Origin of the sequence: Exiguobacterium artemiae (assembly GCF_033342815.1) — a bacterium.
Lineage (GTDB): Bacteria > Bacillota > Bacilli > Exiguobacteriales > Exiguobacteriaceae > Exiguobacterium_A > Exiguobacterium_A artemiae_A.
Map to the genome: position 1 here is coordinate 1 of NZ_JAWPEN010000003.1, position 15,693 is coordinate 15,693.

Genomic DNA, 15,693 nt, shown 5'->3' on the forward strand with positions numbered 1-15,693 from the left:
ATTACTATAACGAAGAACGAATCCAAGAAAAATTAGGCTACCTGACACCGATAAAATATGGTGTACTGGCAGCCTAATCAAGGTGTTTTATATGTGTCTCATATCGCTAGGTCAGTCTATCAGGATGCTTTTTTAATTCAATCTTTTTTAAGGCAGGCGAATCACCCATTGGCGAATCTGCTCTTCCAACTGATGTGGATCGAGCGGAGATAAACAATAATCCGTAACGCCGCGTTCCAGCGCCTGTCCCAGCAGTTGATTTTCTTCATCGGCAATCGCAATCACGTCAATGAGGGCCTCCCGTGCCTGCTTCCACTGCTTAACCAGCTTAAAATCTGACGTTGCCAGTCGTTCGAGCGGCATCACGTAAAGCTGAATCGCTCCGGTTGTTTTTTGATCGTCAGCTACGAGATTAAAATCATATTTCGGATGAAACGGTAGCTCAATCCGTGAAAGAGATGGCAGTAACGTCTTTTCGACCTTAATGACGACCTCTAGCTTCTCCTTGGCAGTTGCCATCGCGTACAGGATGACCTGGTTCCGTCCATTTCGCTTGGCTTGATAGAGGGCTTCGTCTGCCTCAGACGTCATCTCTTCTAAATCCATCAGCGCATCATCAATGATCGTTAATCCGATTGAAACCGTTACTTTCAACCCGTTCGGAAAGGTATGACGTTCAATTCGTGCCCGAACCCTTTCCATCATCTCTGCCGCATGTTTCGAATTGTCTGCACTAAACAGCACCATAAATTCTTCGCCCCCGAAGCGGATCAATTCGTCGTCTTGTCGGAGAGCTTGTTTCGTCAACGCTGCCAGTTCCGTCAACACAAGATCCCCTGTTGGATGTCCATGCAAATCATTGATTCGTTTGAAGTAGTCCAAATCGAAAATGGCCAGAGCAAACAGCTGATGATCACGTTCCAACCGCGATGTCCGTCTCCGGTAAGCATTTTGAAGATATTTCCGGTTGAAGGCACCCGTTAACTCATCCACTAACATCGATGAAGACACGGCACGTAATTTCCGCAGCAACCGCTGAAGCCGAATCTTACGTTCGTCGATCCCTACCGTCTCATCCCAGTAATCATCTGCTCCAAGTGCATAACACATCTGACGGACAGTCGGGTCATTCGGACCAATCAAAATGAGCGGAATGAACGCGGTTTCCAATTTTTTAATCAGCTTCTTCAGCAATGTATCTTCTGTCATCCGAATGATTTCGTAATCAATCAGCATCGCATCGACATGCAAATCGTATCCGACTTCCAGTGTATCTTCGATTGAACCGAAAAAACGTGTCATGTAACGTTCGTGCTCCAGTGCTTTTTTCCATTGAATGTTATCCAAAAATCGTTTCGTGACCGAAAGAATCATTTCCTTGCGCACGACTTTCTTCCGTCCCCGTTCTGACAAATGATCGATGACCGGTGCGAGCAGCTTCACGATTTGTTCATGCGTGACTTCTTCCGCTGCCCCGTTCAATTCACTTCCCCAGCCTGCTGTCTGCCGCTCAAAGAAATTTGCTTGGTCATATTCGCTGAAACGGTTCAGCCATTGTGCGAAAACAAGCAACTCCGATTTCGGTACCGTATCCATCCGGAGTAAACGTTCGACCATCAGAATCGTCTGATCGATTTGTTTTTCAATCTGTTGTTTGGTTGTTTCCACAAGTATTCCCTCTCTTTCTATACAGCCGAATTCATCCGTTCGACTGAAAAGAAAACGAGGGAAGGCCCTCGTTTTCGATTATGCTTTTAAGTTCGGATGGACCATGTCCGCCGGAACAATCCATTGATCGTATTGTTCTTCTGTCAATAAACCGGTGGCAAGTGCCGCCTCTTTTAAAGTTGTACCCTCTTTGTGCGCAGCTTTAGCAATCCGAGCTGCATTTTCATACCCGATGTGCGGATTGAGTGCCGTGACAAGCATCAATGAACGTTCAACGTTCTCGGCGATGACAGTCCGTTCCGGCTCGATTCCGATGGCACAGTGATCGTTAAATGACTGAAGGGCATCCGTCAACAACCGAACCGACTGGATGTAGTTATACATGATCACCGGTTTAAAGACATTCAGTTCAAAGTTCCCTTGACTTGCAGCAAATCCGATTGTCGCATCATTTCCAAGGACTTGGGCAGCGACCATCGTCAACGCCTCGCTTTGAGTCGGATTAACTTTTCCGGGCATGATGGAGCTTCCCGGTTCATTTTCCGGAATCGTAATCTCACCGATTCCGGCACGCGGACCGGATGCGAGCCAGCGGACGTCGTTGGCGATTTTCATCGCATCCATCGCAAGTGCTTTGATGGCTCCATGGGAAAAGACGAGTTGATCATGGCTCGTCAGGGCATGGAATTTATTTTCTGCGCTGACAAACGATTTCCCGGTTTCTTCACTCATTTTTTCAGCTGCCCGGTCCCCGAATTCCGGGTGGGCATTGATGCCTGTACCGACAGCCGTTCCGCCGATTGCCAGTTCCGTCAACGGTTCTAATGTCAATTCAATCATTTTTTTCGAAAGCTGTAACATACGGACCCAGCCGCTGATTTCCTGACCCAGTGTAATCGGTGTTGCGTCCTGTAAATGGGTCCGACCGATTTTGACGATGTCTGAGAAGGCTTTGGCTTTCTCGTCAAGCGTTGCGTGGATCGCATCGATTGCCGGCAACAGTTGATCGATGACAATCGTCTTCGCTGCAATATGCATCGCCGTCGGATATGTATCGTTTGAACTTTGTGATTTGTTGACATCATCATTCGGATGGATGACCTTGTCACTTCCCCGCTCGGCAAGTTTCCGTGTTGCGACCCGGGCAACCACTTCGTTGACGTTCATGTTCGACTGTGTACCGGAACCCGTCTGCCAAACGACCAGTGGAAATTCTGCGTCGAACTGTCCGGCGATGATTTCGTCACAGACTTCCGCAATCACTTCTGCTTTCTCTTGATCCAAGACCCCTAGATCACGATTGGCTAATGCTGCGCCCTTTTTCAGAACGGCGAATGCCCGAATGATTTCGATCGGCATCTTTTCCGTGCCAATCTTAAAGTTTTCCAAACTACGTTGTGTTTGTGCTCCCCATTCCTGTGCTTCCGGGACACGAATTTCCCCCATCGTGTCGTGTTCTAAACGGTATTCCATAATCATTTCCCCCTTTATCTGCTGATACATTAATAGTTTAACGGAAACCGTCACGAATGGGAATGATAGAGGCCGGTTTGGGGAATAGTTTGTTATCGAAAAGGAGTGAATGCTTGATGTGGTTGATCAACTTAACAATTGTTTTACTTTTAATTTTGGCGAATGGGGTCTTTGCGATGACGGAACTGGCTCTACTGTCCTCCAAAAAATCCAAGTTGCAACAATATGCGGACAATGGAAAAAAATCCGCTCAAATCGCCCTCGACTTTTTGGAACGTCCGACGGATTTGCTGTCGACCGTTCAAGTCGGTATTACCTTGATCGGCATCATCAACGGAGCCTTTGGCGGTGCTGCTTTATCCGCTCCGTTAATTGACTGGCTCGCCGGTTTTGAGTGGCTGGCACCTTACGCCAGCACGATCGGCTATATCATCGTCGTCACGATCATCACTTATTTATCGCTTGTCGTCGGTGAGTTGGTCCCAAAACGAATTGCCCTCGTCAGTCCGGAGCGTGTCACGATGATTTTGGCACAACCGATGCGGGTATTTTCCAATATCTTAAAGCCGTTCATCTTCATCTTGAGTAAGTCAACAAGTATCATTTTCCGGATGATCGGACTCGACCGGCTTCAAACGGAAGACGAGACGGAAGATGAAGTCAAACAGTTGTTGATTCGCGGAACAAAAGAAGGGACGTTCGCAACGTCTGAAGCAGAACAAGTCTCGCGTGTATTCGCGTTTCACGATCAGTTGGCATATGAATTGATGGAACCACGTACGGTGACGGAATGGATTGATTTGACGGATTCACCCGACGAGATTTTGGCTGATTTACGAAGCGCAAAGCACCGGAATCTTCCTGTCGGTCACGGTGATTTGGATCACTTCGTCGGATACATCGATGCCAAGGAAATTCTCGCTGCCGAGCAACCGATTGCTGTCATCGAGTCCATGATTCACACCCCGCTCATTGTCCCGAAACAGTTGCAGGCGACTGTCCTGCTCGAACGGATGCGCAAGGAAACGGTTTCCATTGCCTTTGTGCTCGATGAGTACGGCGGTTTCTTGGGAATGATTACATTATTTGATATCTTGGAAGCATTTGTCGGTGAAATCTCGACGGTCGAAGAGGAACCGGAACTTGTCCAACGGGCGGATGGGTCTTATTTAGCAGACGGCTTACTGCATATCGATGATTTAAAACGGGTGCTCGATATTAAAACAGAGTTACCGGGCGAAGCAAAAAATAGTTATCATACCGTCGCCGGACTCGTCTTATATCTACTCGGCGAGTTTCCGGTCCGCGGAAGTCACGTAACGAGCGACGGTTATCGTTTTGAGGTCGTTGACTTGGATGGTCGGCGGATTGATCAAATCTTAGTCGAACGACTGGAAGATTCGGTCGATGAGACGTCTCCATAAAAAAACTGACCGGATCTCACAGATCCGGTCAGTTTTTTGATTAATATTCATTTAAAGCATCTTTTGCCACACGATCGGCTTTATTTTCCGATCGTGGAATCCACTTGACGAACGCCAGCGGTAAACGGGAAAACCGCTCGAATGCCGGATCAAAATAAATCTGAATCCGCTTATTTTTGGCAAATTCGCGTTCGACTGCCAACGAAACAGCTTCCGAATCCGTCCGGAAGGAAAACACACTTTCTCCCTGTGTGACTAATTCTTCCGCTAATTCCACCGCTTTTAAAAATGCCTGAAATTCAGCTTCGTGATTATTTTCAGCCGTAATCCGAAACGTCCGTTCAATGACCTGACCTTCTGAATTTTTGCAGAAAATACCGACTGCCGCATCATCATTCGAGGGACGGACCGCTCCGTCAAAATACAACTCAACCATGTTCTCTCGCCACCTTTACACCTTTTCGAATCGCTTGTTCATCCAGATTTTTTCCGATGAAGACCAGCGTTGTTTGTTTAGGTCCTTCAAATTCACCGCGTGTTGCCGTTCCGTAAATCATGCCCGTTCCTTGTAAAATGGTTTTTCGATCCGTATCCGAAAAATGAAGAATACCTTTATACCGGTATAAATCTTCCGCATACGCCTCAAGAATTTCTCGCAGGACAGCACCGAAACGTTGCCGATGCAACGGGACTGGTTCTGTAATCGTTAACGCGGTAAAGGAATCAGCCGCCTTCTGCAAACCGTCCGTTTGTTGGGCCAACCGCTCTTCTTCCTGTTTCGGAAAATGGAATGTTTCAAATAACTGTTCGATCGGCGTGTCAGACTCGACCGTCGGCAAAATTAATGCCGTTGGATTCAGTTCGGATAAACGTTTGAGGGCAACCGTCACATCATTCACCGAAATTAAATCCGTTTTGTTCAGCAACAAAGTATCGGCAAACCCGATTTGGCGGACGTTTTCTTCAAATGTTAACTGCCGTTCCAGTTGATAAGCATCGACGACCGTAATGACACTTGATATTTGATACTGCTGTTCGACCGCCGGTTCAAAATAAAACGTCTGTAAAATCGGACCCGGATCGGCAATCCCTGTCGTTTCCACAATCAAACGATCAAAAATCATTTCACCATGCCGTCTTTTTTTCGCAATCCGAAGTAACGCCTCCCGTAAGTCCCCGCGAATGGAGCAGCAAATGCAACCGTTCGTCAGTTCGATGACTTCTTCGTCACTTCGCTCGATCAAGGCTTCATCGATATTGACCGCACCGACTTCGTTGACGAGTAATGCTACTTTTTCAATCGGATTCGAAACAATCCGGTTTAATAATGTGGTTTTCCCTGCGCCTAAAAAACCGGTGACGAGGGTCGTTTGAATACGTTCAGACATAGGTTCACTCCTTATGTTAACTGCGACTGGCGCCATTTTTCTTTTCGCGCATCGAGTAAATCGATGGCGTGCAAATACCAAGCGTCCGTTGTCTGCGGGGTGACGCTTGAGCCCCACTCTTTTTTACCATGATGGGATAAAATCATATGCATCAACCGGTGATACTGATCAACCGGAAGCCGGACAGCTTCTGTTTGTAATGCTTGCTCCAGAACAAAACATCCGTACGGCATATGACCGACCAACACACCGTTCGGATCTAGAGCGATCCCGGATAATTTTTCACTGGCCGGTTCCGTTTGGACCAGACGGGAAAAACGGTCCCCGCTTGCCCCAAGATGGGTATATTCAAAGATTTTTCCGATATCGTGCAACAAAATACCCAACAGTAACTCATCCTGGTGCGGTCGTTCGCTCAACAGGGCGATCGAACGGGCCGACTGATACAAAGCATCAAAGCTGTCGTCCCAGGCAAATTGGCGCATGTCCCGTTCACCTGCTTGGAATAAATCATTTTTGTGATCCGCCTCGGCTTCCTGAATACATTGTAACAGCGTCAAATCAGGCCGTTCTGATTGACAGATACCAAAACCGATCGTCATCATACACGCTGTATGCTTTAACAATCCACCGATATAGGCATGATGATGATATAAGGCTGCCGGACGGGTCGAAAAATCGTCCCAATAGGCGGATACCACCCGATGTGCCACTTGCCGGAGCGGTGCCTCCATTTTTTCAATCAGTCCGATCAATTGATTACGGTAGTCTTGTGCGGATTCACCTGCTGGCATTTGCGGTAAATAGGCGGTGCCCGATTGATCGTGCACGGCTTTCACCCGCTGGACCGTTAAAGATTTGTTTCCGGAATCAACGGGATATTCATCTACCTTGGCCGAGACATGAACGATTCCGGTTTCAAGATACGGACGCATCGCCTCTTCGGCTGTTCCCTGGTTCAACCATTGTTTCCCTTTGCAGGAACCACTTGGAGAGTTGAAGGTGAACTGTAGCCATTCACGACCTGTCTGACTTGTTTTAATTTCAGCTGATGCGACAAGCAAGGTTTCTTCCACCTGTTCTCCAGGAACATGGTTCGAGATCAGAAAGCCGGTCGTCGTATCAGTTCCGTCAACCGGATAGTCTTCTCCGCTGTAAACCGGCAATTCAAGCTCGGGAATCGCTTTAAATAATCGAATCATCGTCAACACTCCTCTCATTTACTCTGCCTCTCATGATAACAAATCTTCCTGATTCCTGCATATGTTAAAACATTCATTGTAAGCGCTTCATTTATGATTTAAAATGACAAGTGAAGACAAATTATCCATGATAAGGAGGATTACCGGATGATTTTTTCATTATCGACTTGTTATGACACCGTTCAAGCTTCAGAACTGGAGCCGGAACAAACTACTGTCACTCGTGAACAGCTTCGTCAAGCCGTTTCGGTTTATGATCCGCTTGTTCTGAAGGATCCTTGTTTATTACATCAACTCATTGATCAAGAAATGGTCTTAGCATGCCGACAAGTGGAGGCACTTGGTTTATCACTTGAAGCAGCCCCTGTTAAGCTGTTGATTGTCTCGTCATTTAATCCGGGTGCCGGCTTTGATACGGCAGAAATCGATCGGATGTCCCATGAGACATTAAAACGTCAACTCGCAACGAACGATGTCGTTTTCTCACGGTTCATCCAGCAACTGTTTCTTCATCAAACACAACCCGACATTCTCTGCCAACGTTTGATGACCGTGTTAGCCGGCGCGACGGCGAAAAAGGCACGCGTTCGAGCCGAGCGCCTTCAAACTTCTTGGGCCATCCTGCATTAAGCATACAAAAAGTCCTGACTCAAATGAGTCAGGACTTTTTTTCAACGACCTGGCATTCCAGCTCCTTGATGGACATTTCTAATGAAAATGCGGCATTCCGCTTCGTCATATTCTATATACATCATTGCAGAATATTGGAAATATGTCAATTTATTTTTCAAAAAAAAGTGGGATAACTTCGTCTGAAGTTATCCCGAATGGAAGAGTGAATAATTACCATGGCAATGCTTAATTTCATAATACAATGCAATGGAAGCGTTTACAAGTCTTTATCGAAAATTCTTTCAAGAAAATATTCTTCTGTTAACGGGCGATGAAGAACTTCGATCCCGCTTTGACGCATCAGTGTCAAACCATCCCCGTATTCGTAGCCTGTTGAATAGACGACACGATCGATCTTCGAGGCGATCAAAGCTAAGCTGCAGGCATGACAGGGACTGTGTGTCACATAGGCTGTCGCATGGCGGGCGCTCGTCGAGTCGGCCGCAAGTTTTCCGAGGGCATTGATTTCAGCATGAATCTCGTTCATCTTTGACCATTCGTGGTGTTCTTCTTGGTTGTCACAGCGGTAAAATACTTGACCGTTATGTACGATTGACAAGGTATCGACCTTTTGCTGTTGTCCTTCAGCTTCGGCTTTATACAGAATGTTGTCCTGCTTGAGATAGATTTCATTACAATTCACGTGCTGACTCGGTGTTCCATTGATTCCGATTGATATCGGTTTCTCATCTTTGACGATGACACAGGCAACGGACTTTGACGCACACTTTGAATGACGATCCGCCATCATCCGTGCAAACAAAAGCCAGGTCGTATCCCATTGATGTTGTTTTTTCATCATAACGTTCTCCCCCTGAATAACTATTTTAAAAAACCACTAAGGAACACATAAATGTGTTCCTTAGTAAGGGCGGTTTGGTAATTCGCGATTCTTTGAAGCCACTTCCATAACTTTTTGCTTCAACTCATTTTCCATTCGTTCAAGCTCGTGTTCCGCATCACGACGTTTTTGTTTTCCGTCCTGTTGAATGCGAAGCGTTTCATCCAACGTTTCAATCAGGTTTTGATGCGCCACTTTCAAGGACTCAACAGACACGATTCCTTTTTCATTTTCTTCAGCAATCTCGATCGATGAATCTTTGAGCAGTCGTGAATTTTGTTCCAACAATTGATTCGTCGTATTCGTGACATCTTTTTGCATCTGCAGGGCTGTTTTTTGCCGCGACAGACTGAGCGAGAGAACAACTTGGTTTTTCCAAAGCGGGATCGTATTGACGACCGCTGATTCAATCTTCTCCGCTAAGATCTGATTGTTTTGTTGAATGACACGAATTTGTGGAGCCATTTGTAAACTGATTGTCCGTGACAGTTTTAAGTCATGGATTTTCTTTTCAAATCGATCAGCAAGCTGAATCATGTCATTGAGTTCCTGTATCCGCGTCTGATCCTGTGACCGTTCGACTTCCATACGTAACGGTTCGATTTCATGTTCTCTGACATGTGCAATCTTTGTTTCCCCTGCAGCGATGTAGAGGTTCAGTTCTTCGAAGTAGCGTTTATTTTTTTGATACATCTGATCAAGCAGCGTAATATCCTTCATCAAACCGAATTTTGAACGATCCAAATTATGAACGACTTCTTCCAGGTAAGCACTCATTTTTTCATACTGTAAAAAGTATGTCTCTGCTTTTTTCTTCGCCCGGCCGATGACTGGCACATTGGACCAGAAACTTTTCTTTTCCTGTAATGTATCCGGATCCATCTGACGGACCCGTTGCATTAAATCCGACAAAAGTTTGCCGGCATCGCCGCCGTCTTTCATTTTCACTTCACTCAACACTTGATCTGAAAACTGTGACAATTCACGTTGAACCGGTGCCCCGTACTGCATGACGGCATCTGATTTGTTTAAATCGATGACTTGGAGCAACCGTTCAATTTTTTGGCGTTGTTCTGCCGGAACGTCACTCGGGATCATGTCTTCGACCGGCCGGACCGGTGCAGTCGGACGGGATGTCGCTTCCGCAAGGTTCAAGTCAACGGACGGATCCGAAATTGTCGGTTGTGTCGTTGATTCTTCTTCCGGCCATTGTTGCCAACTGTTGTTATCAGAATGGGTCATGTTTATAACTCTCCTCCTGTTTTCGTTGTTCTGACTCTTGTGCCAAAACCTTTTCAATCGTTAACAATTCACGTTCTAAGTCTACTGTATCACCTTCTAACAACAACGATTGCTGCTGTTTTAGCTTTTCAGCGATCAGTTTCAGATTGGATTGTAACTGTTCCCGTGTATCGAGTTGAACTTGCGCCCCTCGCCGTTCGAGATCCGCAAACTTTTCTGAAATCGAGAGCAGCGAATCCAGGTAAAATGTAAAGAAATCACGGACTTTTTTGACTTCACGCGGCGCCGTGAACAATTCTTCAAACAGGACATGGGCTTCCCGGGAAACGATCCGCATTTCGGAGCGGACTTCACTATCCCGGATCGTCGGAATGATTTTATCGAAAGATTGAAGTTTGACAAACCCTTCTTCGACGGTCCGCTGCAAGACCTGAAGCTCTAAATCATCCGTTTCATCAAACCTTCGCGTTGCTTGTTCCGGTTTTAAGATGACACTTCCAACAAACTCATCTTCATCATCAAGCAACAGTTTCTTTTTAACATTTTTCCGTTTTAATTCCGTTGATTTCCGTTCAGTCCGATACCGTTTTCCCGGTTTCGCACGATAACCGCTCCAAATGAACCAGAGACCCAGTGCAATGAAAATGCCGGAAAAATTCAAGGCATCCGCCACTTGAAGAAATAAGAACATCAGACCGATGGAACCAAAGATCCACCATGTAGAAGACTTCATCTCATCACCACCCCTTTTGATTGTTTCTTCTATTCTGTCTTTACTGTCTGCCTTTTAATTATTTGTTACTTATATCTTACCATTACGGATCATATAACAAAAAGTTTCCCGTTTTAGAGAAATGTTAGTCCTCTCTATTTCTTATTTCACCATAATCTATAGAGCTTGACATCCGTCTCAAGTTTGATTTCCGGCATCTTACCGGTAACAAAAAAAGTCCGTCTGCAAAACATTGCAGACGGACTTTTTACTGGGCTTGTCACTATTTTTTCTTAAGAACCAAACAGCGGCCAAATCAAGATAATTAGAATGGCGAGTGGACTTAAATAACAAATACTGAAACGCCAGAACGGAAGGATCCGTTTCATCATCGGACTTGTGACAAGTTCTTGTTCGACTAGAGCACGGTCCAATTTAAATCCGGCAAAAAATGAAATCAACAAGGCCCCAATCGGCATCAGGATATTGGAAACGGTAAAGTCCATCCAATCAAAAACTGTTTTATCCATCCATGTAATGTCAGATGCCATACCAAATGAAAGAGCCGATGGAATACCGATTACCCCGATTAATATCGTGGCAATGATCGTATTTCGTTTTTTATCCCGGAACGTCGCGGTTTCTTTCCGGTCCGTAATAGCGGACACCACCACTTCAAGCATCGCAATGGAAGAAGTGATCGATGCGAATGCGAACAAGAGGAAAAACAGGACCAAAAACAACGAGCCGAATTGGATTTGACTAAACACCGTCGGCAAGACGATGAACAATAGCGAAGGTCCTTCTGCCGGATCGAGACCGGATGCGAAAACAGCCGGGAAAATGGCGAATCCTGCAAGCAAGGAGACGACTACATTCAACGATACGATCCAGATTGCGGAACGATTGATTTGTCCCCGTTCCTTCATGTATGAAGCATAAGTCAGCATCGCTGATACGCCTAACGATAAAGAAAAGAACGCTTGCCCTAACGCACTAAGGACCGATGTCCGGTTCAGGGCCGAGAAGTCAGGTTCGATGAAGAAGCGGACTCCTGCTCCTGCTCCTTCGAGCGTCAACGAACGAACGACAAGCACGATGAAACAGAGAAAAAGTAACGGCATCATGATTTTACTCATTTTTTCAATGCCGGCCTGTACTCCGCGTAAGACAATCACACACGTAATGATTAGAAAAATTAACTGTCCTGTAATGGCATAACCGGGCGAACCGGACACCGTCGCAAATAATTCACCCAAGTCCGAGCCACTCATTGATGTTAAATTTCCGGAAAATCCTAACACGATGTAGATCAGAACCCAGCCACCGATGACACTGTAGAATGAGAGCAACAGAAAACACGCGATGACACCGAGCCATCCAATAAACGTATATTTTTTATGACCAAGCTCTGAAAAAGCTCGTAAGGCGGTTTTACCACTCGTCCGCCCGATTAAGAATTCGGCAATTAATACCGGTAATCCGAGCAAAAGCGTAAAGGCCAAAAATAATAATAAAAATGCCCCACCCCCGTTTGTTCCCGTCGTGTATGGGAACTTCCAAATTGCGCCCAGCCCGATCGCTGATCCAGCTGCTGCCAAAATAAATCCAATCTTCGAAGCCCATGCATTTCCTTTCATGTGCTCACCCTCCTTTTCAAAAATACTTTTCCATTGTACAAAAATTCATCCAGGAAGTCATCCTTTATCAAACATTTTCTTTAAAGCGTCAAAGCATAACCGCATATTCGCATTGAATCAATGCTGTTTTTATCATAAAAAAAATCGAAGTCCGCAGGAGGGACTTCGATCCGAAAGCTCTTTAATTCATACATCGTTTCATGTTAATGCATCGATCCGGCCACTGTACATCTTCAAAAACTCAGGTAATACTTTGACTTCGATCGGCGAATGCATCGCTTTTTCTCCGTCCGTATCAATGACTTTCGGAGAGTCGGTTTTTAACGTGAAGCCGCTTGTCAAAATATGTGTAAACGAAGGTTCTGTCGCCAGACCTATTTTTTGTAAGATGACATCACGGATCGTCGTCAAGTTCACTTCATCGACGATGACAAGATCAAGCTTTCCATCGTTATAAGCGCCTTCTGACAGATTGGTTCCGATGCCTCCTAGTGATTCCCCGTTCGCGGCTAAAATCAGAACGGCTTCTCCCGTCATTTTTTGACCTTCCACTAACTCGAGTTCATAAGAAAACGGTTCTGCTTCCATACTGGACCGAATCGTTGAGAGATAATATCCCATCTTACCGAGGCGGGCTTTTTCTTCTGTATCAATTCCGATGGAAGCTTCCGCAATCAGACCTAAACCAAGGAAGTTCAAGAAGTACGTATCATTGACCTGTCCGAGATCGACTTCGACGATTTGCTGTGTCGCAATCATCTCAGCAGCTAACCGTGGCACCATCGGTAATCCGAGCGTCCGGGCAAAATCGTTACACGTACCGCCAGGGATGATACCGAGAACCGGACGGGTCTCAAGTTTCGCGATTCCATTAATGACTTCAAAAACAGTCCCATCCCCGCCGATGACGACGAGGGCATCAAAACCGTCCGCTTCCTCTGCAAAATGTAAGGCATCAAGGGCTTTGGCAGTTTGCCGAATGACGATTTCATCAAACATGGCTGCCAACGGATCGATGACATCCTGTAAAAGTCCGGCGCGGTTGGACCCGGCCGTCGGATTACTGATCAATAGCAATCTCATTTCAGAATTCCTTCTTTCTGTAAATAGTCGCGCGCGACTTGATTGGCTGTTTTCCCGCCATAAGCGACCGCTTCATTCATTTTTGACATCTCGCTGTCGGAAATTTTTCCATCCAACTGTTTTAATGCCTGTTCGACTTCCGGATATTCGTCTAACGTCTCTTGTCGAAGAAGAGGAGCCCCCTCATAAGGCGGGAAGAGTTGCTGATCGTCTTCTAACACGACCATGTTGTATTTGGCGATTTCCGGATCGGTCGAATACGCATCGATGACTTGAATATCACCCGACTGGACGGCTTTATAACGCAGTTTCGGTTCCATCGTCACCACTTCTTTGAAATTGACACCGTATTTTTCCTGAATGCCTTTATAGCCGTCTTGGCGATCTTTAAACTCTAATGTAAATCCGGCTTTTAATTGATCCGCCACTTGCTGTAAATCGGAAATCGTCTTTAACTTATATTGGTCCGCCACCTTTTTCGGAACGGCGACAGCATAGGTGTTGTTATAGTTCATCGGAGGCAACAGTGCCAGTTTTTGTTTAGTAAGACCATCGCGTGCCTGCTCAAAGACGGCTTGTTTATCGTTCGAGACCGGCTTTTCGTTAATCAGGCTGGCAAGCACTGTGCCCGTGAATTCCGGATATAAATCAATATCACCGGACTGTAAGGCTTTATAGACAAATGTCGTCTTCCCGAAGTTCGGTTTGACTTGAACGTTTAAATCCGTCTGGTCTTCAATGACCAGTTTGTACATGTTCATCAGAATTTCCGGTTCGACCCCTAATTTACCGGCAACGACCAGATCCGGTTGTTCCGTCCGGCCAAGGGCGAACGGTGTAATGATTAATGCCGCAATCAAAGCTAGGGCGACAACAAGTCGACCGGTTTGACGTTTTTTAGTCGCGACTTCCGTTTGTCTTAACAATCCGTCAAACAAAAGAGCGAGCAAGGCCGCAGGAATCGCACCAAGTAACAATAAATAATTGTCATTGCGGTCAATCCCGAGCAGGATAATCGAACCGAGTCCGCCGGCTCCGATCAAGGCGGCAATTGTAGCCGTCCCGATAATCAGAACCATCGCCGTCCGAATCCCGGCCATCATGACCGGCAAGGCAAGCGGAAGCTCAACTTTCATCAGACTCTGCATCGGTGTCATCCCGCAAGCACGGGCTGCTTCCTTCAGTGAAGGGTCCACTTCCGCCAAGCCCGTATACGTATTTCGGACGATTGGAAGAAGGGCATATAAAACGAGAGCAATGACGGACGGGACCGTTCCGATACCAACGAGCGGAATCATCAGACCGAGCAGCGCCAATGAAGGAATCGTTTGGATGACTGAAGTGACACCGATCGACCATTCACTGAACTTTTTGTGGCGCGACAGATAGATACCGAGAGGAATGGCAATCACACAGGCAATCACAAGTGATAAAACAGACAGTTGAATATGTTCAATCAACGCCTGCAACAATTCCGTCTTTCGGTCTTGGTACGTCTCAAACAATCCCGTCATTGGACAGTCCCCCTGACTTGACCCATGAATTCTTGAACGAATTCATCTTTGCTGGCCAAAATCTCTTCTTTTGTCCCAATCAGAACAATCTCGCCGTCATTCATTAAACAGATCCGGCTGCCGAGCTTTAATGCTTCATTCATGTCATGCGTTACGAATAAAATGGTTTTTCCGAGTTCTGCGTTTAAGCGCAACAAATCGTTTTGTAATTGGTCTCTTGAAATCGGATCAAGGGCTGAGAAGGGTTCATCCATTAAGATGACGTCTTGTTCTGCCGCCAAAGCCCGCATGACACCGACCCGCTGTTGCTGGCCGCCCGAAAGTTCCCCCGGATATTTTTTTCTTAAATTCTCATTTAATCCGGTTAACTGGAAGAGGTTATGAACACGTTCTTCGACCTTCTTTTTGTCCCACTTCAATAAATGCGGAACGACACTTACGTTTTCTTCAATCGTCATATGCGGAAATAAGGCGATTTGCTGAAGGACATAACCAATTTGACGACGCAACTCGTGTTCATTGATTGACATGATCGGTTGACCGTTGATCCAAATTTGCCCTTCCGTATGATCAATCAATCGATTGACCATTTTCATCGTCGTCGTTTTCCCACAACCGGACGGACCGATCAGACAAAAGATTTCCCCCTGATTGACTGTAAAGTTTAAATCTCGGACCGCTTTCGTTCCATCTGGATATGTTTTTCCGACTGCTTTAAATTCAATCACGTACGATCCCTCCAGCACCTTAATGTAGTCAAGTCTGTTCTTTATTATCTTTGTAAAATTTCCCTGATTTAACCGTTCTGAAACCTGCTTTAGACGATTAGAAGAC

At 45.9% G+C, this 15,693-nt stretch carries 15 protein-coding genes; 3 read left to right on the forward strand and 12 right to left on the reverse strand.

The features are described 5' to 3' along the window. A partial coding sequence (locus tag R7V76_RS16655) for an IS3 family transposase (RefSeq protein ID WP_369076249.1) occupies positions 1–77 on the forward strand: 77 nt, incomplete at its 5' end. A gap of 70 nt (positions 78–147) precedes the next feature. Here the strand turns inward: R7V76_RS16655 and R7V76_RS04255 are convergent. After that, the gene (locus R7V76_RS04255; protein ID WP_318091408.1) at positions 148–1,668 is read right to left on the reverse strand and encodes a GGDEF domain-containing protein; all 1,521 of its coding nucleotides are present in this window, start codon (positions 1,666–1,668) and stop codon (positions 148–150) included. Positions 1,669–1,746: 78 nt separating this feature from the next. Continuing rightward, positions 1,747–3,141, reverse strand: coding sequence for a class II fumarate hydratase (fumC, locus tag R7V76_RS04260; RefSeq protein WP_290828626.1), 1,395 nt, complete (start codon positions 3,139–3,141; stop codon positions 1,747–1,749). 116 nt (positions 3,142–3,257) lie between these two features. Between fumC and R7V76_RS04265 the strand changes: the two genes are divergently transcribed. Further along, a complete protein-coding gene (locus R7V76_RS04265; protein ID WP_318091409.1) occupies positions 3,258–4,565 on the forward strand; it encodes a hemolysin family protein in 1,308 nt (435 codons plus the stop codon). A 40-nt stretch (positions 4,566–4,605) separates the two neighbouring features. Here the strand turns inward: R7V76_RS04265 and R7V76_RS04270 are convergent, their stop codons facing one another. From R7V76_RS04270 to R7V76_RS04280, 3 genes are read right to left on the reverse strand one after another with little or no spacing between them, the layout of a single operon-like run. Continuing rightward, a complete protein-coding gene (locus R7V76_RS04270) occupies positions 4,606–5,001 on the reverse strand; it encodes a ribonuclease HI family protein (RefSeq protein WP_318091410.1) in 396 nt (131 codons plus the stop codon). After that, positions 4,994–5,953, reverse strand: coding sequence for a CobW family GTP-binding protein (locus R7V76_RS04275; RefSeq protein WP_318091411.1), 960 nt, complete (start codon positions 5,951–5,953; stop codon positions 4,994–4,996). Before R7V76_RS04275 ends, R7V76_RS04270 begins: the two co-directional genes overlap by 8 nt. 11 nt (positions 5,954–5,964) lie before the next feature. Further along, positions 5,965–7,155: an HD domain-containing protein gene (locus R7V76_RS04280; protein WP_318091412.1), complete on the reverse strand. Its 1,191-nt coding sequence runs from the start codon at positions 7,153–7,155 to the stop codon at positions 5,965–5,967. 147 nt (positions 7,156–7,302) lie between these two features. Here R7V76_RS04280 and R7V76_RS04285 point away from each other — a divergent pair, with 147 nt between their 5' ends. Continuing rightward, the gene (locus R7V76_RS04285) at positions 7,303–7,785 is read left to right on the forward strand and encodes a hypothetical protein (RefSeq protein WP_290828636.1); all 483 of its coding nucleotides are present in this window, start codon (positions 7,303–7,305) and stop codon (positions 7,783–7,785) included. A gap of 259 nt (positions 7,786–8,044) precedes the next feature. On the opposite strand, the gene R7V76_RS04290 is transcribed toward R7V76_RS04285, so the two are convergent. From R7V76_RS04290 to R7V76_RS04320, 7 genes are all read right to left on the reverse strand, one after another. Further along, the gene (locus R7V76_RS04290) at positions 8,045–8,626 is read right to left on the reverse strand and encodes a deoxycytidylate deaminase (RefSeq protein WP_440137042.1); all 582 of its coding nucleotides are present in this window, start codon (positions 8,624–8,626) and stop codon (positions 8,045–8,047) included. Positions 8,627–8,689: 63 nt separating this feature from the next. Further along, positions 8,690–9,910, reverse strand: coding sequence for a toxic anion resistance protein (locus R7V76_RS04295; RefSeq protein ID WP_318091414.1), 1,221 nt, complete (start codon positions 9,908–9,910; stop codon positions 8,690–8,692). Further along, positions 9,897–10,643, reverse strand: a complete 747-nt coding sequence (locus R7V76_RS04300; RefSeq protein ID WP_318091415.1) for a 5-bromo-4-chloroindolyl phosphate hydrolysis family protein — start codon at positions 10,641–10,643, stop codon at positions 9,897–9,899. Before R7V76_RS04300 ends, R7V76_RS04295 begins: the two co-directional genes overlap by 14 nt. Positions 10,644–10,915: 272 nt before the next feature. Next, positions 10,916–12,262, reverse strand: coding sequence for a sodium-dependent transporter (locus R7V76_RS04305; RefSeq protein WP_318091416.1), 1,347 nt, complete (start codon positions 12,260–12,262; stop codon positions 10,916–10,918). Positions 12,263–12,460: 198 nt separating this feature from the next. Beyond that, complete coding sequence (locus tag R7V76_RS04310; protein WP_290828646.1) at positions 12,461–13,345, reverse strand: diacylglycerol/lipid kinase family protein; 885 nt, start codon at positions 13,343–13,345, stop codon at positions 12,461–12,463. After that, positions 13,342–14,859: an ABC transporter permease/substrate-binding protein gene (locus R7V76_RS04315; protein WP_318091417.1), complete on the reverse strand. Its 1,518-nt coding sequence runs from the start codon at positions 14,857–14,859 to the stop codon at positions 13,342–13,344. The genes R7V76_RS04310 and R7V76_RS04315 overlap by 4 nt, the downstream gene beginning before the upstream one ends. After that, a complete protein-coding gene (locus R7V76_RS04320) occupies positions 14,856–15,587 on the reverse strand; it encodes an ABC transporter ATP-binding protein (RefSeq protein WP_290828650.1) in 732 nt (243 codons plus the stop codon). Before R7V76_RS04320 ends, R7V76_RS04315 begins: the two co-directional genes overlap by 4 nt. Positions 15,588–15,693: the final 106 nt, after the last annotated feature.